Annotated in this window: 27 protein-coding genes; 8 read left to right on the top strand and 19 right to left on the bottom strand. The window is 27.2% G+C overall.

Features of this window, described 5'->3' with window-relative positions; all coding sequences use genetic code 11:
* Positions 1-5: 5 nt before the first annotated feature.
* Genes ACRYA_RS04895 through ACRYA_RS04910 form a run of 4 tightly spaced genes read right to left on the bottom strand, consistent with a single transcriptional unit; the run spans position 6 to position 5361 of the window.
* The gene (locus tag ACRYA_RS04895) at positions 6-2258 is read right to left on the bottom strand and encodes a DNA translocase FtsK (RefSeq protein WP_370684716.1); all 2253 of its coding nucleotides are present in this window, start codon (positions 2256-2258) and stop codon (positions 6-8) included.
* Positions 2216-3163 (bottom strand): UDP-3-O-(3-hydroxymyristoyl)glucosamine N-acyltransferase, encoded by a 948-nt coding sequence (gene lpxD, locus ACRYA_RS04900; RefSeq protein WP_105917447.1) that lies wholly within the window; start codon positions 3161-3163, stop codon positions 2216-2218. The genes ACRYA_RS04895 and lpxD overlap by 43 nt, the downstream gene beginning before the upstream one ends.
* Positions 3164-3166: 3 nt before the next feature.
* Positions 3167-3664 carry an acetolactate synthase small subunit gene (gene ilvN / locus ACRYA_RS04905; RefSeq protein WP_105917448.1) on the bottom strand — a complete coding sequence of 166 codons (498 nt, stop codon included), beginning with the start codon at positions 3662-3664 and terminating at the stop codon, positions 3167-3169.
* Positions 3664-5361 (bottom strand): acetolactate synthase large subunit, encoded by a 1698-nt coding sequence (locus tag ACRYA_RS04910; RefSeq protein ID WP_105917449.1) that lies wholly within the window; start codon positions 5359-5361, stop codon positions 3664-3666. The genes ilvN and ACRYA_RS04910 overlap by 1 nt, the downstream gene beginning before the upstream one ends.
* Before the next feature lie 171 nt (positions 5362-5532).
* Between ACRYA_RS04910 and ACRYA_RS04915 the strand changes: the two genes are divergently transcribed.
* A complete protein-coding gene (locus ACRYA_RS04915; RefSeq protein WP_105917450.1) occupies positions 5533-6324 on the top strand; it encodes a hypothetical protein in 792 nt (263 codons plus the stop codon).
* A 7-nt stretch (positions 6325-6331) separates the two neighbouring features.
* On the opposite strand, the gene ACRYA_RS04920 is transcribed toward ACRYA_RS04915, so the two are convergent.
* Both ACRYA_RS04920 and ACRYA_RS04925 read right to left on the bottom strand, forming a co-directional pair.
* A complete protein-coding gene (locus tag ACRYA_RS04920; protein ID WP_105917451.1) occupies positions 6332-7246 on the bottom strand; it encodes a Ppx/GppA phosphatase family protein in 915 nt (304 codons plus the stop codon).
* Entirely contained in the window at positions 7243-7800 is a 558-nt protein-coding gene (locus ACRYA_RS04925; RefSeq protein ID WP_105917452.1) for a CDP-alcohol phosphatidyltransferase family protein, read from the bottom strand. Before ACRYA_RS04925 ends, ACRYA_RS04920 begins: the two co-directional genes overlap by 4 nt.
* Before the next feature lie 137 nt (positions 7801-7937).
* On the opposite strand from ACRYA_RS04925, the gene ACRYA_RS04930 reads away from it, so the two are divergent.
* Both ACRYA_RS04930 and ACRYA_RS04935 read left to right on the top strand, forming a co-directional pair.
* Entirely contained in the window at positions 7938-8432 is a 495-nt protein-coding gene (locus tag ACRYA_RS04930) for a putative metalloprotease CJM1_0395 family protein (protein ID WP_105917453.1), read from the top strand.
* Positions 8419-8658, top strand: coding sequence for a hypothetical protein (locus ACRYA_RS04935; protein WP_105917454.1), 240 nt, complete (start codon positions 8419-8421; stop codon positions 8656-8658). Before ACRYA_RS04930 ends, ACRYA_RS04935 begins: the two co-directional genes overlap by 14 nt.
* Positions 8659-8676: 18 nt before the next feature.
* Here the strand turns inward: ACRYA_RS04935 and ACRYA_RS04940 are convergent, their stop codons facing one another.
* A complete protein-coding gene (locus ACRYA_RS04940; protein WP_105917455.1) occupies positions 8677-9171 on the bottom strand; it encodes a 2-thiouracil desulfurase family protein in 495 nt (164 codons plus the stop codon).
* Positions 9168-9950, bottom strand: a complete 783-nt coding sequence (locus ACRYA_RS04945; RefSeq protein ID WP_105917456.1) for a tRNA 2-thiocytidine biosynthesis TtcA family protein — start codon at positions 9948-9950, stop codon at positions 9168-9170. Before ACRYA_RS04945 ends, ACRYA_RS04940 begins: the two co-directional genes overlap by 4 nt.
* A gap of 112 nt (positions 9951-10062) precedes the next feature.
* On the opposite strand from ACRYA_RS04945, the gene ACRYA_RS04950 reads away from it, so the two are divergent.
* The 3 genes from ACRYA_RS04950 to ACRYA_RS04960 are packed head-to-tail and all read left to right on the top strand — an operon-like array spanning position 10063 to position 12384.
* Positions 10063-10260, top strand: coding sequence for a hypothetical protein (locus tag ACRYA_RS04950; protein ID WP_105917457.1), 198 nt, complete (start codon positions 10063-10065; stop codon positions 10258-10260).
* A 4-nt stretch (positions 10261-10264) separates the two neighbouring features.
* Positions 10265-11485, top strand: coding sequence for a molybdopterin molybdotransferase MoeA (locus ACRYA_RS04955; RefSeq protein WP_105917458.1), 1221 nt, complete (start codon positions 10265-10267; stop codon positions 11483-11485).
* 23 nt (positions 11486-11508) lie between these two features.
* Positions 11509-12384, top strand: coding sequence for a DMT family transporter (locus tag ACRYA_RS04960; protein ID WP_105917459.1), 876 nt, complete (start codon positions 11509-11511; stop codon positions 12382-12384).
* On the opposite strand, the gene ypfJ is transcribed toward ACRYA_RS04960, so the two are convergent.
* From ypfJ to hemW, 11 genes are all read right to left on the bottom strand, one after another.
* Entirely contained in the window at positions 12381-13268 is an 888-nt protein-coding gene (gene ypfJ / locus ACRYA_RS04965; protein ID WP_105917460.1) for a KPN_02809 family neutral zinc metallopeptidase, read from the bottom strand. The genes ACRYA_RS04960 and ypfJ overlap by 4 nt on opposite strands.
* Before the next feature lie 3 nt (positions 13269-13271).
* Positions 13272-14441, bottom strand: a complete 1170-nt coding sequence (locus tag ACRYA_RS04970; RefSeq protein ID WP_105917461.1) for a DNA recombination protein RmuC — start codon at positions 14439-14441, stop codon at positions 13272-13274.
* Positions 14438-15655: a M48 family metallopeptidase gene (locus ACRYA_RS04975; protein ID WP_105917462.1), complete on the bottom strand. Its 1218-nt coding sequence runs from the start codon at positions 15653-15655 to the stop codon at positions 14438-14440. The genes ACRYA_RS04970 and ACRYA_RS04975 overlap by 4 nt, the downstream gene beginning before the upstream one ends.
* A 33-nt stretch (positions 15656-15688) precedes the next feature.
* Entirely contained in the window at positions 15689-16159 is a 471-nt protein-coding gene (locus ACRYA_RS04980; protein ID WP_105917463.1) for a phospholipase D-like domain-containing protein, read from the bottom strand.
* Positions 16160-16525, bottom strand: coding sequence for a YbgC/FadM family acyl-CoA thioesterase (locus ACRYA_RS04985; RefSeq protein WP_105917464.1), 366 nt, complete (start codon positions 16523-16525; stop codon positions 16160-16162).
* 2 nt (positions 16526-16527) lie between these two features.
* Positions 16528-18042: a sensor domain-containing diguanylate cyclase gene (locus tag ACRYA_RS04990; RefSeq protein ID WP_105917465.1), complete on the bottom strand. Its 1515-nt coding sequence runs from the start codon at positions 18040-18042 to the stop codon at positions 16528-16530.
* A gap of 20 nt (positions 18043-18062) precedes the next feature.
* Positions 18063-18338 carry a hypothetical protein gene (locus ACRYA_RS04995; protein WP_105917466.1) on the bottom strand — a complete coding sequence of 92 codons (276 nt, stop codon included), beginning with the start codon at positions 18336-18338 and terminating at the stop codon, positions 18063-18065.
* A gap of 9 nt (positions 18339-18347) precedes the next feature.
* A complete protein-coding gene (locus ACRYA_RS05000) occupies positions 18348-18890 on the bottom strand; it encodes a hypothetical protein (protein WP_105917467.1) in 543 nt (180 codons plus the stop codon).
* Positions 18891-18952: 62 nt separating this feature from the next.
* A complete protein-coding gene (locus tag ACRYA_RS05005) occupies positions 18953-20917 on the bottom strand; it encodes a M3 family metallopeptidase (protein WP_105917468.1) in 1965 nt (654 codons plus the stop codon).
* A 28-nt stretch (positions 20918-20945) separates the two neighbouring features.
* Positions 20946-21785 (bottom strand): peptide chain release factor N(5)-glutamine methyltransferase, encoded by an 840-nt coding sequence (prmC, locus tag ACRYA_RS05010; protein ID WP_105917469.1) that lies wholly within the window; start codon positions 21783-21785, stop codon positions 20946-20948.
* Between the two features lie 13 nt (positions 21786-21798).
* A complete protein-coding gene (gene hemW / locus ACRYA_RS05015) occupies positions 21799-22887 on the bottom strand; it encodes a radical SAM family heme chaperone HemW (protein WP_105917470.1) in 1089 nt (362 codons plus the stop codon).
* Between the two features lie 72 nt (positions 22888-22959).
* Between hemW and ACRYA_RS05020 the strand changes: the two genes are divergently transcribed.
* On the top strand, positions 22960-23433 hold the full coding sequence (locus ACRYA_RS05020) for an RNA pyrophosphohydrolase (protein ID WP_176549281.1): 474 nt from the start codon (positions 22960-22962) through the stop codon (positions 23431-23433).
* A 20-nt stretch (positions 23434-23453) separates the two neighbouring features.
* Entirely contained in the window at positions 23454-24665 is a 1212-nt protein-coding gene (locus ACRYA_RS05025) for an aspartate kinase (protein ID WP_105917472.1), read from the top strand.

Here is a 24665-nt window from a genome sequence, read left to right on the forward strand (position 1 = left end):
TTTAATTATTGAACTAAAATTTCTCTATTTCCTCGAGCATCAACTTCGCTTAGAACACCTGTTTTCTCAAGTTGTTCTATAATCGTTGCAGCTCTGTTATACCCTATTTTTAATCTTCTTTGAAGATATGAGATAGATGTTTTTTTATCTGTTATTATCACATCTTTTGCATCTTCATACAAATCATCCAAAACTATATCTTCATCACTAATATTTCTAGCACCTTTTGAACCACTAGAACTTGAACCTAGATTTTTATCTTTTATAAAATTCATATCATATTCAACTTCTCTTTGATCTTTTAAAAACTCTACAACTTTTTCGATTTCAGTTTCAGTACTCCAAGGAGCATGAATTCGTACAAGTCCAGGCATTCCTGGAGGAGTAAATAACATATCTCCTCTTCCTAATAAAGATTCAGCACCCATAGAATCAAGTATAATTTTAGAATCTATTTTTTGCCCTACTTTATAAGATAATCTGCTTGGCAAATTTGCTTTAATAAGTCCCGTTACGACATCAACGCTTGGTCTTTGAGTTGCTACTATTAGGTGAATCCCACTAGCTCTTGCCATTTGAGCAAGTCTTGCGATTGAGTATTCAACATCTTTACCGCTTGTCATCATTAAATCGGCTAACTCATCAATTACTACAACAATATAAGGCATTGTAGGAAGCCCTTCTTTTTGTGCTTTTTCGTTAAAATTTTCAATATTTTTTGTTTTTGTTTTTGCCATTAATGTATAACGTCTTTCCATCTCACCAACCATATTTGCTAGTGCATTAATTGCATCAACAGCTTTCGTAATAACAGGAGTTAAAAGATGTGGAATATCATTGTACATAGAAAACTCAAGCATTTTTGGATCAATCATTACTAATCTCAAATTATCTGGTGAATTTTTATATAGTAAAGATAGAATCATTGAGTTAATTCCAACTGATTTTCCACTTCCAGTTGTTCCAGCAATTAGTAAATGTGGAAGTTTTTTAAGATCTGTTACAAAAGGTTTTCCAACAATATCTTTTCCTAAAATCATAGTTAATGGAGACTTTGAATTTTGAAAAATCTCACTATCTAGCATCTCTTTTAGATAAATTGTTTGTGTATCTTCATTTGGAACTTCAATTCCAACTACATCTTTCCCTGGAATTGGCGCTTGAATTCTTATTGTTTGGGCTTTTAAAGCCATTGCTAAGTCATCTTGTAAGCTTAAGATTTTTGAAACTTTTACATTTGGAGCTGGTTTAAACTCAAAAGTTGTAACAACTGGTCCTGTGTAAGTTCTTACAACATCTCCATCAATTTTAAACATAGCAAGTTTATCAAGTAAATCTGCTATTTTTTTATCTATAAATGCTTCGTTTACTTTTGTTTTATTCTCTTTTGGTGCTTCTTGAAAGAAGTTTGTAGGTGGAAGCATAAAATCTTTTGGTTTTTCAGTCTTTCCAAACTCTAACTCACTTAGAAGTTTTGCATTTTCTTCAAGTTCATCAACAATTAAATTATTATTGCTTTGATTGTTATTTGTAAGTTCACTAAAAATATCTTCCTCTTCTTCTTCTTTGTAGATTAGTTCTTCTTCTGAAATTTTTTGATTTTCAAAAATTACTTTTTCTTCTTTTGGTTTTGGAACAGATTTTGGTTTTTCTTGATATGTTTTTTGTTCAACTCTTTGTTCAATTTTGTAATTATTTACTTTTTGCTCATTTATTTTTTTTAGGCTGTTTTGTTTTAATTTTATTCTACCTTTTAGCTTTTTTAAATCATCGATTGTTATATTTAAAGTTTCAAAAAGAATTAAAATACAGATACTAAAACCTATCAAAACAAAAATATAAAGTCCCGCTTGTCCAATAAAAGGTGTAAATGCATCTACTAAAATATTACCTATTTCTCCTCTTTCATAAGGATTTTCAAGCAAAAGAGTTTGAAAAATCAAAGATATAAATAAAAATAGAAATACTACCGATATATTTAGGATTAAATCTCTATAATCAAGTCCTTTTTTAAAATTTATAAGATACAAAGGGTAGATTAGTAAAAGCAAATAAATATAAGATAAATATGAAAAATACTTAAATGAGAAGTTAGCAAAACTAGCTCCAACATTTCCTACAACATCCTTTGTACTAATTAAAGTTGTAAATTGAAAATATAAAATAATAAATAAAATAATTAATGAAACGACTTTCTTAGCTATAATAAATCCTTTTATTTTAGTAATTTTGATATTTTTCCCTGAAGCTTGAGCCAATCTCTATGCTCAATCAAAGGAAAACCAGCCCAAGTTTTTTTAGGCTCTTTTATAGATTTTGTAACTCCACCTCGAGCTGCAATAGTAGAAAATGCAGCAATTTCTAGATGTCCAGAAGTAGCACTTTGTCCACCCATAATCACATATGGCTGTAAAGTTGTAGAACCGCTAAGTCCAACTTGAGTAACCAAAATAGAACCTCTACCAATTTTACAGTTATGTGCTATGTGAACTAGATTATCAATTCTTACACCATCTTCAATAATAGTAGATGAGAAAACAGCTCTATCTATTGTGCAATTTGCTCCAATTTCTACATCATTTCCTATTATTACATTTCCATTTTGATATATTTTGATATATTTTCCATCTTTTGTGTGAGCAAAACCAAAACCATCACTTCCAATAACTGTTCCAGAGTGAATAATACAATCATCTCCAATATTACAATCTCTATAAATTGTAATATTTGGATAAATTATTGTGTTATTTCCAATAGTTACACAATCTGCTATAAAACTTCCAGACATAATAGTACAATTTTTACCAATAACTACATTTTTTCCTAAATGTACATTTGGCATAATTGTTGTATTTTCTCCAATTATTGGCTCATTTCCATCATTTTCAATAAGTTTTGGTGCAAAAAGTTTACTAGCTTTTGCTAAATTTATATAGGGTTCATCACAAACTATTGCGATAGTTCCAGCTGGAACCTCTTGTTCAAACTCTTTATTTACAAAAACAGCTGCAGCTTTTGTATCTTTTAAGATACTTACATATTTTGAGCTCTCTAAAAAACTAAGCTCACTATTTTTTGCATCTTTTAGACCATTTAAACCACTAATCTCAATATTGCACTCGCAAGGAAGATTTAAATAATCCAATATCACTTGTAATTTCATAAATTATCTCTCCATAGCAACTATACCACTTCTTACAACTTCAAGTGGGTTAAATTTTTCCATAACTTTTATAAAATTTATAATTCTATCACTTGAATCTGTTGCAGATACTATGATTGAATCATGAGTTACATTTTGAATACTTCCATGATATGCTCTTGCTATAACATCTATATCTGCAAGGTTATTATCTATTGAAAACTTTATTAAAACTGTATCTTTTTCTATAACATTTTTATGTTCATTTACTTTTAAAACAGGAATTAATTTATTTAACTGCTTTACAATTTGATCTATCACTCTTTTATCACCAGTTGTTACTATTGTCATTCTTGAGTATGGACTATCTTCCATTGGTGCAACTGTCAAAGAATCTATATTGTAACCACGTGCTGAAAAAAGTCCAACAATTCTTGATAAAACATTGTGTTCATTTAAAACAACTACAGAGATAACTTGTCTTATTGTTTCACTATTGTAATAGTTATTAAAATTACTCATTATCTATCTCCTTTTAGTAAAGTCATCTCATTTAATGAATGTCCGTTTGGAACCATTGGTAATACCTCTTCATTTCTTGCAACAATTACTTCAATCATTGCTGGTTTTCTTTTCTCAACAGCATCTTTAAAAGCTTCATCAAACTCTTTTTTAGTTGAAACTGTATAACCTAAGCAGTTAAAAGCTTCTGCTAACATCTTAAACTTTGGTTGAGCAGTTAAATCAGTTTGTGCTAATCTATTTTCATAAAACATAGTTTGCCATTGTCTAACCATTCCCAAATAGTTGTTATTTAAGACAATATTTATTACAGGTAATTCATATTCACTACAAGTCATAAGCTCTTGAATATTCATTAAAATAGATCCATCTCCTGTAAAGTTAACAACTACTCTATTTGTACCTTTAAATGCTCTAGCAGCTCCTAAAGCAGCTGGTAATCCAAACCCCATAGTTCCTAAACCTCCACTAGTTATCCATTGTCGTGGATGTGAAAATGGAAAAAATTGAGCAGTCCACATTTGATGTTGCCCAACATCTGTTGAAATAATTGCATTATCTCCTAATATTTTTCCAACTCTTTGAATTGGCCATTGAGGTTTTATTAAATCATCTGTATCAATATATCTTAAAGGCTCTTTTTCTCTATAGTCCTTGAGTAATTCAACCCAATTTGAAAAATCATTTATATCATAATTTTCAGCATCTTCAATCATAGCTTCAACTGTAAGTTTTAAATCACCAACAATTGGATAATCAGCAACAACAAGCTTTGCAATACTTGTAGGATCAATATCTATATGAATAACTTTTGCCTTAGACGCAAATTCGTCAAGTCTTCCCGTAACTCTATCATCAAATCTAGCACCTAAAGAGATAAGTAAATCAGTCTCATGAGCTGCCATATTTGCAGCATATTCACCATGCATTCCTAACATTCCAAAGAAAAGTGGATTTTCATCTCCCATAACTCCTCTTGCCATCAAAGTTTCAACAGCTGGAATATTTAGTTTTTTTGCTAAATCTCTAATTTCATACCCACAATTTGATAAAATAGCACCACCACCAACATACAAAAGAGGTTTTTTAGCATTTGAAATAGCTTCCATAGCTCTTTTTAATTGCTTTTTATTATAGTTCAATGTAGGTTTATATGTTGGCATACTTACTTCACTAGGATATATAAATTCTCCTATTTGTGCTGTTATGTCTTTTGGAATATCAACATGAACAGGTCCTGGTCTACCTGTACTTGCTAGATGAAATGCCTCTTTTATTATTCTTGGTAAATCTTCTATTTTATTTACCAAATAGTTATGTTTTGTACATGGTCTTGAAATTCCAACTGCATCTATTTCTTGGAAACCATCAGTTCCAATAATTGTTGTTGGAACTTGTCCTGAAATTATTACTACTGGAATTGAATCCATATAAGCATCTGCAATACCAGTTATTGCATTTGTAAATCCCGGACCTGAAGTTACTATTGCAACTCCAGTTTTTCCAGTACTTCTAGCATAGCCTTCGGCTGCTATAACACAAGCTTGTTCATGTCTGTTTAAAATATGTTCAAAATAATTTTGCTTGTAGATTTCATCATAGACGTTCATAATGGCACCACCTGGGTATCCAAATACAACTTCTACCCCTTCTTGATGTAATGATTCAATTACCATTTTTGCGCCACTCATTTTCATGCGATTCTCCAATATTTAAAAATAAGTTTAGATTTTACTCAATTTTTGATTAAATTATCGTTTTTAAAAGCTATGAAAGAGTTAATTTATCTATATTTTTTGATTGAGCCTAAAATATTTTATTATTTTTCTGATATAATAATTTACAAAATCTTTTTAAGGAGATTATATATGGATATAGGTTCAATAAATAGTACAAGCAGTATTCAAAATTTAAATAATTTAAACAACAATTCAGGTGTTGCTTTAAACAAAACTCAATTAAAATATAGTATTGATGATTTCAAAAGTAATTCATCTGAAGCCTTGACTGTAAGTAGAAGTTCTATTTTAAAAAGTGAATTTTCCCAAGATATTCAGTCAATAAATGATGGTATTGCAAAATCTCAAATCTCACAAGCTTCAATGGATAAGCTTCAAGATTTTATGAAAAATATCCAAAATAAACTTGAAAATAGTCAAAATTTTGAAAATAAAAATGATTTAAAACAAGAGATAAATCAAGAGTTAAGAAACTTCAACCAACAGGCTTTTGATACAAAGTATAAAGAAGAAAACCTTATTGCAAGTAGATATAATGATCAAAAAGAGAGTATCCAAATAAGCTCTAGTAATAATCTATTTTCAATTGATAAACCAAATGTTGCAAATTTTACAAACGATATTTTTGATGTTGTAAATAACAATGACTTAAATAACCCTCAAAATATTGAAAGTGCTCTAAATAAAGTTGCAAATACTTCAAAACAACTTCAAGAGTTATCTGGTCAATTTGTAGATTTCTCAAAACAGTTACAAGCTGATGCCAAAAATAAAATTATAGAACAAAACTACAATCAAACTATTGATTTTGGAAGAGAATCAAGTAACTTTTCAAAAGCAAATATAAATATAAATGCTGGATATTTAGCTGCTTCTCAGGCTAATGTAATTCAAGAACAAAGTGTAAGACTCCTTTCTTAATGGAGCTTCACTTTAAATTTAAAGCATAATTTATAGCAACACCTTCTCTTAATCCATCATCAAATACAATAGACTTATTTTTTTCTAAAGCATCAAAAAACAATCTATAAATATATGTTCCAATTTCCAAATATTCAATTCTACCTTTTCCTACCATATCAATTAACTCTTCGATTGTTTTTTGCTTTAAAAGTTTTAAACTATATTCTAAATCTTCAATATCCAAAATAGTTCCATTTACTATATTTTTATCATAATTAAAATAACTAAATCCTAATTTTATTGCAGCAATAGTCGTTGGAGTTCCAGCTGTTGCAATAAATGGAAAATCTTTAATTGAGAAATCAAGTGTAGATAAAAACTTTTTTATTTCTATTTTCTGATTTTCTAAATCTTCAAAAAGTTTTCCATCATTTAAAGATTTCTGTGTCATTGTAACTATTCCAAAATCAAAACTTTTTATATAAAAATTATCTTCAAAGTTAACTATAAGTTCTGTTGAACCACCGCCAATATCAAGTAATATAAAGTTTGGTGTATCTATTTTTTCTCTTTTTAAGGCATATTTTATAGCAAGTAAAGTAAGTCTTGCTTCCTCATTTGCATCTATTATCTTAAATTTTGCACCACTATTTTTTTCAATAAAATCTAAAGCTTCTTGTGAATTTTTTGCTTTTCTCATAGCAGCTGTTGTTACACAAACTGCATCTTTTAAATCAAAATTTAGCTTCTTTTTTGCAATTTCTAATGCTTCAATTACTCTATTTAAAGCTTCAAAACTTATTAATCCACTATTTATTAAACCATCAGCTAAGCCAGTTACTTGATGATATTCATCAACTATTTTAAAATTTAAATAATCATATTTTAATACTCTAAAAGAATTTGAACCTAAATCAATCGTTATTACTTCATTTTTCATAGATGCTTTATCTTTATTTTTGAATTTAATAAATATCCAATAATTAATATAGAGCCTAATACAAAATACTCATTTATATAACCTGTTAGATAAATTAAATATATAACCCAAAGAAGAATAGCCCCTAAAGGTGTTGGAATACCAGTAAAATATTTCTCAACTTCACCTTCATTTGCATTTATATTAAATTGAATAAGTCTTCTAAGACCAGAAATAACATAGTAAATAAAAACAAATGCTATTAAAGCCATATTATAAAATGACTCTTTTCCATCAAAAATAGCAAAATATATAAACATAGCAGGAACAATTACAAAAGATAGAAAATCTGCATAAGAATCAAGTTGAATTCCAAACTCTGTCGAAAGATTGTATTTTCTTGCTATTTTACCATCAAAAATATCAAAAGCACCAGCTAACCAAGCAAAAAGAGCAGCTCCCATAAACTCATTATGAGTCAAAAAATATATTGCAAAAATTCCGCAAGATATATTAAAAAAAGTTACAATATTTGCAAGATTGAAGTGACTATGTTTATTGAATAAAAAATTCATTTTTCCTCTTTTAAAATTAAATGTACGTAATTTTACTATATATTAGCTCAATATATAGTTTATATAAAAAATTCTCTTATATAATCTTCTTTAATATTTTATGTTACAATAGCATTAAATTATATATAGGTAAAGAAATGGAAATACAAAACGATTATTTAAGTGCTTCCACAATATATTCTCAATTAGCTTTAAAAAAAAGTGAATTGGCTAATATTGACAAAAAAGAGTTGGAGAAATCAACTTTTGAAAAAAGTGATAGTATAAATCCTATTTCTAAATATGATGAAAAAGATTATGAAAGAGTTTTAAATAGATTTAAATCTAGTGATATGGAAACTAGGAACCATGAGCAACTACATGCAAGTTTAGGGACTACAACAACTCCTATTAGATATGACTATCAAATGGGACCAGATGGAAAGCTATATGCTACTGGAGGAAGTGTAAGATTTGATACATCTATTCCAAAAGATAAAGATGAGGCGATACAAAAATTAGATGAATTACAAAAAGCTTCATCTTCTCCAGATGGTTTAAGTAGAGCAGATAGTTCTATCGCCCAAGCTGCAAATTTAAATAAAATGTTACTACAATCTATACAAGAAGGAGCTAATTATGAGAATAGATAATAATCTAAATGCTATGCTAGGAGCTAGTTTACAAATTCAAGAACAGGCTTCTAATATTGCACAAGTTGCAAATACAACAGCTGATCCAGAGTTTCAAGATGCTTCAAGGGATATAACTTCTGCTATGGTTGAACAAATTCCAGAAATTATAGCATATAGCGCAAATGCAAAAAGCATTGAAATTCAAGCTGTTGCTATGGAAAGACTACTTGATTTAAAAGCATAAGTTGTAAAACTTATGCTTTTAATTATTTTGTTTTATAAAATTTTTTAAATCTTCTAGTTGGTTTTCATTAAAAACTTTTACACCATTTTCTTCTAAAAGTCTTGAAGTCAAGCCTTTTTCGGGTATTAGTTTTTCACTAAATGTTCCATCATAAACTTCAATATTACCACATGATGGAGATTGTGATTTAAATAGTGCTACTTTTATATTATTTTCCAAGCAGATATCAAGAGCTTTTTTAGCACCAATTAAAAAATTTATAGTTACATCATTTTCTTTTTCATCAACAACTATAAAAGGTTTATTATGACTTTTTATCTCTGCTTTATTTCTTGGAATTCCTAAGCCACCAGCAACTTCTGGACATATTGAAAAAATTTCATTTTCACACATAATATCCATAAAAAGTTCTTTTTGTGAAAATCTAAATTTAGGATTTAGTGCAATACTAGAGTTTGCACCATCATATCTTGTATCTTCTCCTAAAAGGCACGATGAAACCAATATTCTCATAAGTTTTTATCTTCAATATTTAGTTTTATATCTTTTAAATTATTATAGAAAAAAGTAGGTAGTTGTATATTACTAAATGCCGCTTTCATAGATACAAAAATCTTTGGATTTTGCTCTTCTAATTTTGCCAAAAGCTCTTTTGTAGTTGCCCTTGCATGAGGCATTTTTACATCGAATCTAAGCCCTGGACAAGCTTCATCACCAATAACTCTAATCTCATTTGAATCTGCAAAAGCACGAAGCTGTCTCTCTCTACAAAAAATTAAGGGACGAATAACTTCTAAACCATTGTTTGCTTTATATATTGGAGGCATAGTTCTCATAGTTCCATTATAAAATAAATTCATAAAATATGACTCCATCGCATCGTCTAAGTGATGTCCCAGTGCTACTTTATTGTAACCTTGTTCAAGTGCTGTTGTATATAAATATCCTCTTCTCATTCTTGAAAAAAATGAACAAAAAGATGAATTTTTTCTTATTTTTTCACCTGCAAGGTCAAATATTTGAGTATCTATTATTTCATGTTCTATTCCATGTTCTTTACAATGATTACTTAAGAATTCTATTTGTTCTCCCATTCCATAAGTAATTGTTACTGCTTTAAAATCAAATTTAAAAGGTGCTTTTTTTTTCATTCTATTTAGTGTGTGCAATAAAGTCAAAGAGTCTTTGCCTCCACTAAATCCAATCATAATTCTATCATTTTCTTTAATCAAGCCAAACTGGGCATTTGTTCTACCAACATTTGTAGTTATTTTTTTACTTATTTCTATCAATTTTAAAAATCCTAAAATATTTTTTTTGGATTATATCTAAAAAGTTTTAATAAACTATTTTAATAAAATATTATATAATCAACTCTTTAAAATTTAATCAAAAAGATATAAAATGACAATTGAAGAAGAGCAAATATTTATAGACAAAATCAAAGAGACTATTTTACCTATCGTTATATATATGAAAGAAGAAGAGATAAAAAAAATTATTTTAACCGTAGAAGAGCAAAATGAAAACTTACCAAAAGGTTTTGGAGATATGCTTTTTGAACAGTTGATTATATTAAAATATAATAGATTAGGTAAATAAAATTATGAGAGATTTTATTTCATATAAGAAATCTTTAGAGATTTTAAACAGTATTGATTGTGATAAAATTCCAACTCAAAAACTTTTTATTACAAATGCAATAGGAAGAGTTTTAGCTAAAGATATAGTAGCTGATCACAATAGCCCTGAGTTTCCAACTTCAGGTATGGATGGATATGCTATAAAATTTGAAGATATAAGTAGTGATTTTATAGAAATTATTGATAAAAATCCAGCTGGATTTGTAGTAGAAAAGAGTGTTGAAAATGGTAGTTGTATAAAAACTTTTACAGGTTCACTAATGCCAAAAGGAAGTGATACTTTAGTTCCTATTGAAAATGTGCAAGTAGATGAAAATAAGATAAAAATTATAAAACCAGTTCCTCTTGGTTTTGCCGTTCGAAATATTGGAGAAAATTATAAAAAAGATGAAGTTTTAATCAAAAAAGGTACAATTATTGGTTTTAGTGAAGTTGGAGTTATGGCTTCTTTAAATATTCCTCAAGTTGATGTTTTTTTAAATCCAACTATTGCAGTTGCTAGTACTGGAAGTGAAATTCTAGATTTGGGAGCTACTCAAACAAATGATTCTCAAATAAGAAGCTCAAATCATCTTACACTAGAAGCACTTTTTAAAAGTAACGGCGCCGAAGTTTTACAAATGGGACCAATTATTGATGATATAGATACTATTACAAATTTTTTTGAAAGTTCTCTTCAAAAAGCTGATATTGTTGTAACAACTGGTGGAGTTAGTGTTGGAGATTATGATTTTGTTCAAGATGTAATAAAAGATAGATTAAAAGCAAAGATTTTATTTCATGGTGTTTTGATAAAACCAGGACTTCACATACTTGTAGCTTTAAAAGATGAAAAGATTATCGTAGCACTTCCAGGATTTGCATACTCTTCAACTATTACGGCTATTTTATATGTGTTACCTTTGATTTTTAAGTTTAGAAAAGCAAATCAATCTTTACCAATAGTAAAAGCTAGAATAAATCAAGATTTAAAAAGAACTCAAGATAAAACAATTTTTACAGCTTGTAATGTTGAGTATAAAAATGGTGAATATATTATAGATTTTGTAGGTAAAAAATCTGGAACAAGCGCTATCTTAACAAATATGTTGGGTAATCCAGCACTTTTAATTCAAAATCAAGATAGTCTTGATATAAAATCAGGAGATTTGGTAGATATTCTTTTACTAAACAATTTAAAATAGTGGAAAACAGAAAGATTTTTTATATGCTTCTTGTTGTATCTATGATACTTTGGGGAGCATCTTGGATTAGTACAAAAGTTCTTACAAACTATATAAATGCTTATGAAATGGTATTTTTAAGAATGGGAATATGTTTTATATCTATGGCTCCTATAATATTGTTTACAAATATGAAATTTAAACTAGATTTTAAAACTTTAATTTTGATACTTTTTGCATCTTTTTTTCTAGTTTTATATAGTATTTTTATGTTTTGGGGAGTTGAGCATGGAACTGGAAGTTTAGGTGGAGCTATGGTTCCTTCAATGATTCCAATCATAACATATATTTTTGTAGCAATTTTAAGTAAAAAAACTATTAATTTAAAACACTCTTTTGCTTTGATTTTAGGAGTTTTTGGTGTTTTAAATATGATAAATATATATCAATTTAGTCTTGAAGCTATATTTAGCAAAGATAATATATATTTTATAATAGCATCAACTTTATGGGCAATTATTACTATAATTACTGCTAAATCAATAAAAATAAATGCTTTTGTATTTACAACTTATACTTATATAATCTCTAGTGCTACTTTATATATTTTTTATATTGATAGTTCTATTTTTATGAAAATTTTAGAATTTGATACTGTTTTTTGGTTTAATATGTTTGTAATTACTATTTTAAGTACAACATTTGCAACATCTATTTACTTTTTTGGAGCAGTTAAATATGGAGCAAAAGAGGTTTCTAGTTTTGTATTTTTAGTTCCTGCAAGTGCTATTATAATAGGAAATATTTTCTTAAATGAAAAGATTGAATTTACAACAATTCTTGGTGTTATTTTTGCAATGATTGCAATATATATTCTAAACAATCTAAACTTTTTTAGACTATTTAGAAAAAAGAGTTAAAAAGAGCAATCTTTTAAATTTCCACTATAAAAACCAGTTTTGAGTGCTTCCATTCTTTGATTTGAAGTTCCATGAGTAAATGAATCAGGGATAACATATCCAATAGAGTTTTTTTGTAAAGTATCATCTCCAATAGCACTAGCAGCTTTTAATCCAGCTTCCAAATCACCTTCTTGTATTGAGTCAAAAATAGCTTTTGAATGATATGCCCAAATTCCTGAATAACAATCAGCTTGTAATTCAACTTTTACTTGTAAGGCATTTTGTTGTGTAGGAGAAACATTACTTTTTTCTTTTTGAACTTTATTTAAAGTTCCTAATAAATTTTGTACATGGTGCCCTATTTCATGAGCAATTACATAAGCTTGTGCAAAATCTCCAGGGGCTTTATATTTTTTTGCTAATTCATCAAAAAAAGCTAAATCTAAATATACTTTTTTATCGCTAGGACAATAAAAAGGTCCAATTGCAGAAGATGCAAATCCACAAGCACTTTTAACTGCTCCTCTAAAAAGTACAAGTTTTGCATCTTGATAAGATAAACCATTTTTTATAAAAACTTCTCTCCAAATATCTTCTGTTTGAGCCAAAATAGAACTAACAAAAGCAGCTTGTCTATCATCATATTCTTGGTTTACAACTTTTTGAGTTTGTGTTTGATTACTTAATCCATCATCAAAAAAGGATAGTGGATTTATTCCAAATCCAAAATATAAAACTAAACCAATAATTAAGATAATTCTTCCAATTTTTGTACCCAAAAGAGATTTAATTAAAGGTAATAGTGAGACAATAGAACTTCCTCTTGAACTACTTCCAAAACTTTGTTTTTCTTCTCTTTTATCTTCAATATTTGAACTTCTTCTATTGTTTTCCCATCTCATATCTTACTCTTCATCTTTAATATATTTAATAGAGATCTCTTTTGTTGGTTTTACTCCAAGCTCTAGAAACTTTTGACTTCTTGAGATTAAATTTCCTCTTCCGCTACTTAGTTTATTTATTGCTTTATCGTAAGACTCTTTACTTTTATCTATACTTTTTCCAATATCTTCAAAATCGTTTAAGAACCCTACAAACTTATCATATAAATCTGCTGCTTGTTTTGAAATCTCTTTTGCATTTTCACTTTGTCTATTATCTTGCCAAAGATTTTCAATAACTTTTAGGCTTGAATATAAAGTTGTTGGAGAAACTATAACAATATTTGATTTTAGAGCCATTTCAAAAATATTACTATTTTGTGATAGTGCTATAGAAAAAGCTCCTTCTATAGGAATAAACATTAAAACAAAATCTAAACTTCTTAATGAGTCAATATTTTCATATTTTTTTGAGCTTAAATCTTTAATATGATTTTTTATAGAGCTTAAAAGCCTAGAAATCGACTCTTTTTTCTCTATTTCATCTTCACTATTAAAATAATCAATATATGAGTTTAAAGATAGCTTTGAGTCAATTATAATATCTTTATTTGTTGGCAAATGAACAATAATATCAGGTCTTACAAGATTTCCTTCATTGGTTCTAAATGAGTTTTGAACTTTATATTCAATATCTTTTCTAAGTCCTGATTGATTTAAAATAGATTCTAAAATCATCTCTCCCCAATCACCTTGAATCTTATTTTGACCTTTTAGTGCTTTCGTAAGATTTAAAGCATCATTTGAAATTTGATTATTTAACTCTTTTAAATTTTTTATCTCTGTTAAAAGTGAGCTTCTTTGTTTTGTCTCTTCTGTAAAAACTTCATTTACCCTATTTCCAAATATATTTAATTGAGCTTTAAATGGTTCTAAAATTTGATTTATATTTTGGTTCGATTTTTTTGAATTATCTTCAAAAATCTTAGAAGTAATATTTTCTATCTCAGCTTTTAGTAAAACTTGATTTTCTCTATTTTGAGCAATAGAAGTCTCTAAAAACTCTTTTTCTAGCTCTAAACTCTTTATCTTTGATTTATACTTCTCAACTATAAAAAATAAAACAGTTGCAAATAGTATAAAAACTATTGCAACTATTAGAAAAAAATTTGTACTTTCAAATTCAAAAATCATATAAACTTCTCTTTTTCAACATCATATCCCAACTCTTTAAATCTATCTATTAAAGGTGGGTGAGAGAAGTAAAAAAATATGTAAAGCTTGTGAGAATATGGAAAAGACTTATTTTCATTTGCTAGTTTTAGTAATGCTTTTACTAAATCTTCTTTACAAGATAAGTTTGCTCCAAAATCATCTGCAGCATATTCATTGTGTCTTGAAATCAAAGAAATCAAAGGCATTAGAAAAAAGCTTAAAACTGTTGAAAACATTAAAAAAACTACAATAATGGCATAAGGTTCATTTTTTAATCCTAAACTTAAAAAAAGCTCATCATTTAAATTTCCAAAAATAGCAAAAAAAACAAACATAACTAATCCCATAATTCCTATATTTTTAAGAATATCACCATTTTTAAAATGTCCTAGCTCGTGTCCTAAAACTGCTAAAAGTTCATTATGAGTTAATTTTTCAATCAATGTATCAAATAAAACAACTCTTTTCGTGCTTCCAAGACCTCCAAAATAAGCGTTTAATCTACTATCTCTTTTACTTGCATCTACGCTGTAAACTCCACTACTTTTAAAACCAACCTCTTTTAAAAGAGAGTTTATTTTCTCTTCAAGTTCAACATCTTTTAGTTTTTCAAACTTATCAAACATTTTATCTCTAATGAGTGGATAAAGCATATTTATCAAAATAATAACTGCAAAAATAAAAATAAAACCAAATATCCACCAAGATGGAAAATTTAAAATAATATATGAAATTCCTGCAATTACAAGAGAACCAAAAACAATTGTAAGAAATGCTGATTTTATAGTATCTTTAATATATAAAGCTGGTGTCATATTTGAAAAACCATACTTCTTATCTAGTTTAAAAGTTTGATACAAAGAAAATGGTAAAGATAAAAACCAATTTATAATAATAAATAAATTTATAAATAAAACTGCTTTTAAAATTGGATTATCAATATCTATTTGATTATCCAAAAATTTAAGACCAAAACTTAACCAAATTATAAAAATAATAAAATCAAAAAATGAACTAGAAATTGCTAATTTTTCTTTATCAATACTATAATTAGCTGCTTCATGATATTTTTTTGTACTTAAAATAATAGCCTTTTTTTTAGTTGCATCTTTTACAAATCCAATTTGCATAAAAGATGTATAAATTGTAAAAAAAAGATAAAAACAATATGCTATAACAAAAAATTGTAACAAATAAAAATCCTTATTTAAAAAATAGTATACATTTTATTCAAATTTTGCTCTAATATCTTTTAATTTTTGAATAATCTTTCTATCTTTAGTAAAATATACTAAATCATAATTATTTTCAAAAGATTTTTTTGTGAAATTTAAACTACCAATCAAAGCTAATTTGTCATCAAAAATCATAGTTTTAAGATGCATTTTTCTTGAATCATTTGGAATAATTACTTTTATATTTGCTTCTTTTAACAAATTGTAGATTTTATCATTTGCTTCAACTTTACTTTTATCTAAAACAACAGTTACATTTACTCCATTTTTTGAAGCCTTTATTAAATCTTTTGCAATATTTTTATATGAAAAATTATACATCGCAATAAAAATAGACTCCTTTGAGCTTAAAATTTCATATCTAATTTTCTCTTTTAGAAAATTAGATTCATCAGGAAGTGTAAAAAGCTCATTTGAGTAAGCATTTATAATAAGCAGTAGCATAAATAATATTTTTTTCATTTAATTCTCCAATATTTCAAATATAGTTTGTGGTATTTTCGATGGTTTTCCAAGCTTCAAAAATGCTAACTTAAATTTTGCTTCAAAAATAAGCTCATTTTCTCTAAAAATCTCTTGTTTCATAATAATTGAAGCTGATTTTTTCTCAATTAGTTCTGTTTTTATTTCTAAAATATCTGCAAATTTTGCAGATTTTATCCAGTTGGCTTCACACGATTTAACTACAAAAAACTCAACTTCTGAGTGAGGAAGCAATTCTTTTTGAAAAAATAGCTCACTTCTAGCTCTTTCACAATAGTTTAAATAATTTGAATGATAAACCATATTTCCACAATCTGTATCTTCATAATAAACTCGTATTTTCATCTTTAAAACTCCTCAAATTCAACTCTATTTCTACCATTTTCTTTTGCTAAATATAGAGCATTATAAGCTTTTTTTATTAATTTTGTTTTCTCAAGTTTATCTTTTGGAATAACCGTTGAGACTCCTAAACTAATTGTTACTATACTTGAGATTCTTGAATTCTCATGTGGTATTTCAAGATTTTGTACTGCTATTTTTAGTTTTGTTGCAATATTTATAGCATCGAATTTATTTGTATTAGGTAAAATACAAATAAACTCTTCTCCTCCATATCTTGCTACTAAATCGTGAGATCTATTTAGTTTATCCTCTAGACATCTAGCAATTTTTTGTAAACATAAATCTCCAGCTTGATGTCCATATGTATCATTGTATTGTTTAAAAAAATCAATATCTAATAAAATAATAGATAACTCCTTTTGATTTCTTTTACAATAGCTCCACTCTTTTTCTAAAAATCCATCAAAATATCTTCTATTTGCAATTTTTGTTAAACTATCTATGTATGCCAAATTTTCTAGTTTTTTTCTACTCTCTTCTCTATTTTTTATATCAAATTGAAGTAAAATATATCTTCTTTTTTGTAGAAAGAATATCCCTGGAATTGAAAATATCAAAAGTAAAAAATATAAAATAGCCATAACTATAATTTCATTTTTAATATCAGAATACAAAATATTTAAGTTTCTACTAACGCTTACATACAAAGGTGTATTTATATCAAGTTCATTGGGTATTATTGAGTATATTGATAAAATTCTATTATCTTCTCCAGCGTAAGTTAATCCTTTAAAGGTGTTTAAAATATTTCCACTTGATATATGTTTTGAAAGTAAACTTTGACTATCTAATAATTTTTTACCAACTAATAAAGAATTACTTGGAAATGTTAAAAAAAGAGTTCCATCGCCATGAATAATAGATGCTTTCATATCATCTGAATAGATTACAGAACTTAATAAATTTGACAAAGCAGTTGGATCAAATGCAGCCAAAATAATCCCAGCAAAATCATTGTTTTTATCAAAAAATGGTGTTGATATGTTTACAGTTAGAGTTCCTAAAACACTAATATATGGTGAACTAATAAATAGTCTATTTTCTATAGGATTTTCTCTTACTGTTTTAAAATAATCTCTTGAAGAGTAGTTAAAAGGGATTAAATCATCTCTACTTGAAGCTATTATATTTCCATTTTTATCCATTATTAAAAAAGTTCTAACTGATGGTATAACATTTACAAATAATTTTAAATTTGAAATTAAATCATGTTCTTTATTTATAGCAGTTTTTATATTTTTAAAAGCTTCATTTATAGAATATATTTGCATTAAAATATTATCATTTATTATTTTTACTTGAGTTGATAATCTATTTTCTTCTGTTTTTATTACTTTCTGTTTTTCAAAAAGAATAGTAAATATTATAAAAATTGTGATAATAATTATAAAAAAAATATATAAAAACCACTCTATAGCAAATGTTTTGATAATACTTTTTTTAAAATTTTCTGGCATGATATTCTATTTTAAAAAATTTACCAAAAAGATAGCGTTTGCTCATCTTTTTGAGCTTCATTTATTTCAATAAATACATTTTTGTTATAATCAATATGTAAATTATAAACACCAACATTAAAAGTAGTTTCAATATTTTTTTTGTCAAAATAGCTTGAGTTATCACTATCTAAAAAATTAGACAGATGATACTCGACCAAAGATGGAGACATAGTATCTAAAACACTCTCTAAGCCATAAAAAGTATCTACTCCAAAAAGGTTTAAAATAATATTTTTATCTACAGTAATAAACATAAGTTAAATTTACTGCTTTATTCCAAGGATAGAATCTAATCTTCCATCTGATAAATCAATTTTATTGTCATCTTCATTTTTATCTAAAATATTATCTTCATTTAAAATATTTTGGCTATTTTGCTCATAAGCAAAGATATTTTCTTCCTCTTTTTTATCGGGTTCTAATTCCGTTTCATTTTTATGCTCAAAAGAATTATCTAAAAGATTTTGAGAAATAACTGGATTAAATGCTTTATTATCATCTATCTTTTTTATTTCTTCATATTTTGTTTCTTCTATTGTCGTTAACGATGAAGTAGTTTTATTTAAAATTCCCTCTATTTGACCCAGCATACTATAAATAGTATTTTTATCATCTTCTGTATTACTCTTAAGCTCATTAACACTTTTCTCTAAATCCTCTTTTATTAACTCTAAATTTAAAACTTCATCTTCTAACTCATTTACTCTTTGCTTAAGAACTCCATTCTCTCCTTGAAGTTCTTGATAGGCCTTTATTAAGCTTGTTAAAGCCTCATTTAGTTTTAAAATAGTTTCTGCATTTGTCATAGTCTTTAATCCTTTATTACTTATATAAAAATTTTATCAAATAGTATTATTACAAAACTTAGCTAAATAATTCCATCTATTTTCAAAAGCGAGTCAATTTTAGGTTCTCTTTGTGCAAAATCAAAAAATAGTTTATCCATATTATCGCTTCCACCTTTGCTTAGTACACAATTTTTATATTTTAATCCCAACTCTTTATTTAATACATTTTTTGAGTCTAAAAACATATAAAAAGCATCTGCACTTAGTACTTCAGCCCATTTATATGAATAGTATCCTGCACTATATCCACCTGAAAATATATGAGAAAAGCTATTTTGAAACTTGTTATACTCAGGGATTTTTATAACAGAAAATTTATCTCTAATACTATTTAACAACTCTTGAATTTCAAGTTCTGTTTTGTATAGTTTTTGATGAAGTTTAAAGTCAAACAAAGCAAACTCTATTTGCCTAATTGTTGCCATTGATGATTGGAAATTTTTGGCTTTTATTAATCTATTTATTGCCTCATCATCAAGAACTTCACCTGTTTGATAATGTTTTGCAAATAGTTTTAAAATATCTCTATCATAAGAAAAATACTCTAAAAATTGAGATGGAAACTCTACAACATCCCAAGCAACTCCAGATATTCCACTAACAGTTGGCTCTTCAACTTTACTTAATAGATGATGAAGTGCATGTCCCATTTCATGAAAAAGTGTTACTACATCACTATGTCTTAATAAAGATGGAATATCTTTTGTTGATTGTGGGAAATTTCCTACGATATAAGCTGTTGGAAGATTTATATTGTTATTTGAGTCTTTATAGTATGTGTGCCAGTTATTCATCCAAGCGCCACCTCTTTTATCATCTCTTGCTTCTAAATCTATATAAATTCTAGCTATTGTTTTATGATCCTCTAAAATATCATACACTTTTACTTTTTCATCCCAAGCTTTTGTATCTGAAGATTTAAACCCAATATTAAATAACTCTTTTAAAGCATTAAAAAATCCATTTAAAACGCTAGTTTGTTCAAAATAAGGTCTATAATACTCCTCGTCAATATCATATTGTGCTTTTTTTAGTTTTTCACTGTAGAAACTAATATCACTTGCTCTAAAGTCACTAATACCATCTTCTTTTGCTATTTGTTTAATTTCATCTAGCTCTTTTGTCGCTTTTTCTTTTGCTTTATTTCCCAACTCTTCCAAAAAGTTTATAACTTCATCTTCGCTCTTTGCCATTTTTGTAGCTAAAGAGTATGAAGCATAGTTTTCAAATCCTAAAATATTTACTTTTTCATCTTTTAAAGATAAAATTTTTTCTATCAACTCACCATTTTGTGGTGCTCGTGTTGTGTATGCTTTATATAGCTCTTCTCTTTTTTCTCTTGATGTTCCATAAGTCATATAAGCTATATAAGAAGGCATTTTAAGAGTAAATTTATATTTAGTTTTTCCATCTTCTTCAAATTTTGCTAGTTCCAAATCTGACTTTGGTATCTCTTTTACATCTTCAAAATTTTCAATTATAAGAGAAAAAGAGTTTGTTGCCTCTAAAATATTTTGTGAAAATTTATGAGATAGTTCTCCTAAAGCTAAATCTATCTCTTCTAGTCTTTGTTTTTTATTATTTTCTAGTTGGCAACCTGATAGCTCAAACTCTCTTATCTCATTTTCTAGCACTTTAATTTGTATATTATTTAAAGTACTTTTTTCATTAGACTGTATATATTTTAAAGCTATATAAATCTTTTCATTTTGGCTTATTTCACTTTCATATTTTGAGATAAGAGGAAGGCACTCTTCATATACTGTAGAAGTTATTTTTGAGTTTTTTACAGAATCTAAATGAAACACTGGAGTAATAAATTCATTTATTCTCTCCCCTATTTCAACAAACGGCAATACAAAATTTTTATAAGTTTTATTTTTAATCTCTAAAAGTTTTTCAACTTCAAATCTACTTTTATTTAAAAGCTCTTCCAAAACATTACTTGAATTCTCAAAATTCTCTATATTAAACTCTTTAAACATATTTTTTAATCCTTTATTATTCTTCATTTTATTTAAATTTTAGAGTAAATCCTCTATCAAATTTTTCATAATCTTTATAAAAAGAGTAGAATTCTACATTAAACTCTTTAAAATACTCTCCTAAACTCTTTTTTTGATCAAATCCCATTTCACAAAGTAAATAGGGTATTTTTTTATTGTTTGCACCATCTATAATATTTTTCAAAAGCTCATCTCCTATAACTCCACCAAAAAGTGCATTAGATGGCTCAAACTCTACATTCTTTGGTAGTTTATAATCATTTGCAATATATGGTGGATTTGAAATAAGCATAAAAATATCATCTTCTTTCACATTTTCAAACAAATTACTAAGTCTAAAATCTATTTTTTCTAAAACTTCAAACTTTTTTGCATTTTTTGTTGCTAATTCTATAGCTTTTGGGTTTATATCAACAGCTATAAAATCTATATTTTTATCTTTTAAAAGTTGTGCTAACATAACAGAAATTATTCCACTTCCTGTACCAATCTCAAGAACCTTTATGGCTTTTTCTTGATTTTTTACATTTTTTAATATTTCAAAAGCATTTTCAACTAAAAGTTCAGTTTCTGGTCTTGGAATTAAAACTTCTTCTTCTACAAAAAATTGTTCACCATAAAAAGATGCTTTTTTTATAATATACTCTAAAGGGAAATTTGTAGCTCTTTTTTTTACTAATTTTTCTAATTCTAACTCTTTTGTAAAAGGCTTATCATAATTAAGATGTAACCAAATTACATTTTTATCCAATAAATGCATTATTAATATCTCAACCTCTTTTGCTGGGATATGTGTGATATTTTTTAAATCTAATGCATATTTTTTTACACACTCTTTTATTGTCATTTTACCTCTTTTTTTAATCTAAAATATATAAAGCTATTTCATCAGCAAGTAGAAAATTATTATTGTAAACCCTATTTTCTTTTATACAAACCCTATTTTCAACTATTAACTCATCTACTTTTTTAAGCTCTTTTGAAGATAGTATGTTCAAATCAACCCCGAACTTACATCTAAATCCTAAAAGGACTTTTTCTGCCTTTATATCATCAATGCTTAACTCTTCAATATCTTCATATTTTGGGTTTTGTATATATTTTTCTATATTTTTTTGTTTATACATTCTTTTATTTTCAATACAAGCAACAGCTCCAGCTCCAACTCCTATATAATCATCCTTAGACCAATATCCATAATTATGTTTTGATTCAAAGTTCTCATTCGTACTAAAATTTGCTATTTCATATTGATTAAAGCCTAGCTTCTCAAGGTATCTAAATATTTCATAACTTAAATCTTCATCATCAATTTTTAGACTTTTTTTACTTTTTTGAAGCTCTTTTTCATTTAAAAAGAATTTTGTATCCTCTTCTATTATTAAGCTATACGCACTTAAATGCTCAACTTCTAACTCTTTTAAAGTATCAAAATCTCTTTTTAGAAGCTCAAAATTATCATTTGCAACTCCATATATTATATCGCAATTTATACTATTAAAACCTATACATTTTGCATTTTGTATGGCTTTAATAGCATTAAGTCTATTATGATTTCTACCTAAAAACTTTAGTTTCTCATCATCAAAACTTTGTACACCAAAGCTAACTCTATTCACGCCTAAACTATACATTTTTTCCAACCACTCTTTTGTGGCACTATTTGGGTTTGCTTCTGTTGTAATTTCACAATTTTCTAAAATATATGGATTTATTAATTCAAAAATATCTTCATATAAAGAAGCATCAACAGTTGATGGAGTCCCACCACCTATAAAAACGGTACTTAATTTTATCTCTTTATCTTTTAAGTAGTTTAAATTGTATTCTAAATCAATTTTTAAGGCTCTCATATATGCCTCTTTTTGACTATTTTTATTCGTATATGAGTTGAATGCACAGTAAAAACATTTGCTGTCACAAAAGGGGATATGTATATATAAAAGCAATTTTTAATCCTATATTCTATAAAATAACGTCTAATTATAAGGAAAAATATATTTATGACTGATAAAAATGTGATTGAAAAAGAGAAAAAAAAATTAAGACCAAATGTTGCAGCTATTATATTATCATCTAAATATCCAGCGAAGTGTGAGATTTTTATTGCTTCAAGAACTGATATTCCAAATGCTTGGCAGTTTCCTCAAGGTGGAATTGATGATGGAGAAAATACAAAAGAGGCACTTCTTAGGGAGCTTGAAGAAGAGATTGGTACAAAAGATATAGAAATAATAGCTGAATATCCAACTTGGGTCTCTTATCTTTTTCCTCCTGTAATTGCTCAAAAGATGTATCCTTATGATGGTCAAAAACAAAAATACTATTTAGTAAAACTAAAAAAAGATGCAAAAATAAATATAAATACTGAAATTCCAGAGTTTAGTGAATATAAGTTTGTATCTTTAAAAGAAGTTTATGAACATATAACTTTTTTTAAAAGAACTGTTTACAAGCAAGTTCTAAAGTATTTTAAAGATGAGGGATATATTTAAAAAAAGGATAAGTAAATTAGATGTTAAAAGTTTTAAAATTTGGTGGAACAAGTGTCGGAACACTTGATAGAATTGCAAATGTTGCACAGATTATTAAAAAGATAAGAGATGAAGGTCATGATGTTATAGCTATTGTTTCTGCTATGAGTGGTGAAACAAACAAGTTAATAGAATATGCTGAATACTATACAAAAACTCCTGATTTAAAAGAGATGGATATGCTTTTAAGTTCAGGAGAGAGAGTAACTTCAGCTTTGTTATCTATTGCTTTAAATAGTATTGGTTACAAAACTATTTCTATGACAGGACGTGAAGCTGGAATTATGACAACAGATACTCACACAAAAGCAAAGATAGAAAAAATAGATACACAAAAGATGAAAAGTGCTTTAAGTGAAGGAAATATTATTATAGTTGCTGGATTTCAAGGAGTTACACTTGATGGTTCAAGAGTTACAACTTTAGGTCGAGGTGGAAGTGATTTATCTGCTGTTGCAATTGCTGGTGCTATAAAAGCTGATGTTTGTGAAATTTATACTGATGTTGATGGTATTTATACAACAGATCCTAGAATTGAGCCAAAAGCTAAAAAGTTAGAAAAAATATCTTATGATGAAATGTTGGAACTTGCAAGTCTTGGTGCAAAAGTATTACAAAATAGATCAGTTGAAATGGCAAAAAAATTAAATGTAAATCTAGTATCAAGAAGTAGTTTTACACCCAATGTAGAGGGAACTTTAATAACAAATGAAGAGGAAATTATGGAAAAACCAATAGTAAGTGGAATAGCTTTAGATAAAAATCAAGTAAGAGTTGGAATGTATGGTGTTGTTGATAAACCAGGTGTTGCTAGTGCAATTTTTACGGCTCTTGCAGATGCAAATATAAATGTTGATATGATTGTTCAAACAAGAGGACTTGATGGAACAACTGATTTAGATTTTACAATTCCTACGACAGATTTAGAGATTTGTAAAAAAGTTATGGAGCAATTTAGACCTCAAGCAAAAAATATAGATTACAATGAAGCAATTTGTAAAGTTTCTATTGTTGGAGTTGGTATGAAATCAAATACTGGAGTTGCTTCAAAAGCATTTACAGCTATGGCGAATGAGAATATTAATATTAGAATTATATCTACAAGTGAGATTAAAATCTCTATGATTATTGATGAAAAATATGCAGAGTTAGCTGTAAGAGCTTTACACGACGCATACGAACTGGACAAATAG

The sequence above is a fragment of the Aliarcobacter cryaerophilus ATCC 43158 genome, assembly GCF_003660105.1.
Lineage (GTDB): Bacteria > Campylobacterota > Campylobacteria > Campylobacterales > Arcobacteraceae > Aliarcobacter > Aliarcobacter cryaerophilus.

Excerpts from the sequence above, each read along its gene's own strand:
- lpxD (WP_105917447.1), bottom strand. The coding sequence starts at position 3,163 with ATGAAATTACAAGTGATATTGGATTATTTAAATCTTCCTTGCGAGTGC.
- ilvN (WP_105917448.1), bottom strand. The coding sequence starts at position 3,664 with ATGAGTAATTTTAATAACTATTACAATAGTGAAACAATAAGACAAGTT.
- ACRYA_RS04910 (WP_105917449.1), bottom strand. The coding sequence starts at position 5,361 with ATGAAAATGAGTGGCGCAAAAATGGTAATTGAATCATTACATCAAGAA.
- ACRYA_RS04915 (WP_105917450.1), top strand. The coding sequence starts at position 5,533 with ATGGATATAGGTTCAATAAATAGTACAAGCAGTATTCAAAATTTAAAT.
- ACRYA_RS04920 (WP_105917451.1), bottom strand. The coding sequence starts at position 7,246 with ATGAAAAATGAAGTAATAACGATTGATTTAGGTTCAAATTCTTTTAGA.
- ACRYA_RS04925 (WP_105917452.1), bottom strand. The coding sequence starts at position 7,800 with ATGAATTTTTTATTCAATAAACATAGTCACTTCAATCTTGCAAATATT.
- ACRYA_RS04930 (WP_105917453.1), top strand. The coding sequence starts at position 7,938 with ATGGAAATACAAAACGATTATTTAAGTGCTTCCACAATATATTCTCAA.
- ACRYA_RS04935 (WP_105917454.1), top strand. The coding sequence starts at position 8,419 with ATGAGAATAGATAATAATCTAAATGCTATGCTAGGAGCTAGTTTACAA.
- ACRYA_RS04940 (WP_105917455.1), bottom strand. The coding sequence starts at position 9,171 with ATGAGAATATTGGTTTCATCGTGCCTTTTAGGAGAAGATACAAGATAT.
- ACRYA_RS04950 (WP_105917457.1), top strand. The coding sequence starts at position 10,063 with ATGACAATTGAAGAAGAGCAAATATTTATAGACAAAATCAAAGAGACT.
- ACRYA_RS04955 (WP_105917458.1), top strand. The coding sequence starts at position 10,265 with ATGAGAGATTTTATTTCATATAAGAAATCTTTAGAGATTTTAAACAGT.
- ACRYA_RS04960 (WP_105917459.1), top strand. The coding sequence starts at position 11,509 with ATGCTTCTTGTTGTATCTATGATACTTTGGGGAGCATCTTGGATTAGT.
- ypfJ (WP_105917460.1), bottom strand. The coding sequence starts at position 13,268 with ATGAGATGGGAAAACAATAGAAGAAGTTCAAATATTGAAGATAAAAGA.
- ACRYA_RS04970 (WP_105917461.1), bottom strand. The coding sequence starts at position 14,441 with ATGATTTTTGAATTTGAAAGTACAAATTTTTTTCTAATAGTTGCAATA.
- ACRYA_RS04980 (WP_105917463.1), bottom strand. The coding sequence starts at position 16,159 with ATGAAAAAAATATTATTTATGCTACTGCTTATTATAAATGCTTACTCA.
- ACRYA_RS04985 (WP_105917464.1), bottom strand. The coding sequence starts at position 16,525 with ATGAAAATACGAGTTTATTATGAAGATACAGATTGTGGAAATATGGTT.
- ACRYA_RS04990 (WP_105917465.1), bottom strand. The coding sequence starts at position 18,042 with ATGCCAGAAAATTTTAAAAAAAGTATTATCAAAACATTTGCTATAGAG.
- ACRYA_RS04995 (WP_105917466.1), bottom strand. The coding sequence starts at position 18,338 with ATGTTTATTACTGTAGATAAAAATATTATTTTAAACCTTTTTGGAGTA.
- ACRYA_RS05000 (WP_105917467.1), bottom strand. The coding sequence starts at position 18,890 with ATGACAAATGCAGAAACTATTTTAAAACTAAATGAGGCTTTAACAAGC.
- ACRYA_RS05005 (WP_105917468.1), bottom strand. The coding sequence starts at position 20,917 with ATGTTTAAAGAGTTTAATATAGAGAATTTTGAGAATTCAAGTAATGTT.
- prmC (WP_105917469.1), bottom strand. The coding sequence starts at position 21,785 with ATGACAATAAAAGAGTGTGTAAAAAAATATGCATTAGATTTAAAAAAT.
- ACRYA_RS05025 (WP_105917472.1), top strand. The coding sequence starts at position 23,454 with ATGTTAAAAGTTTTAAAATTTGGTGGAACAAGTGTCGGAACACTTGAT.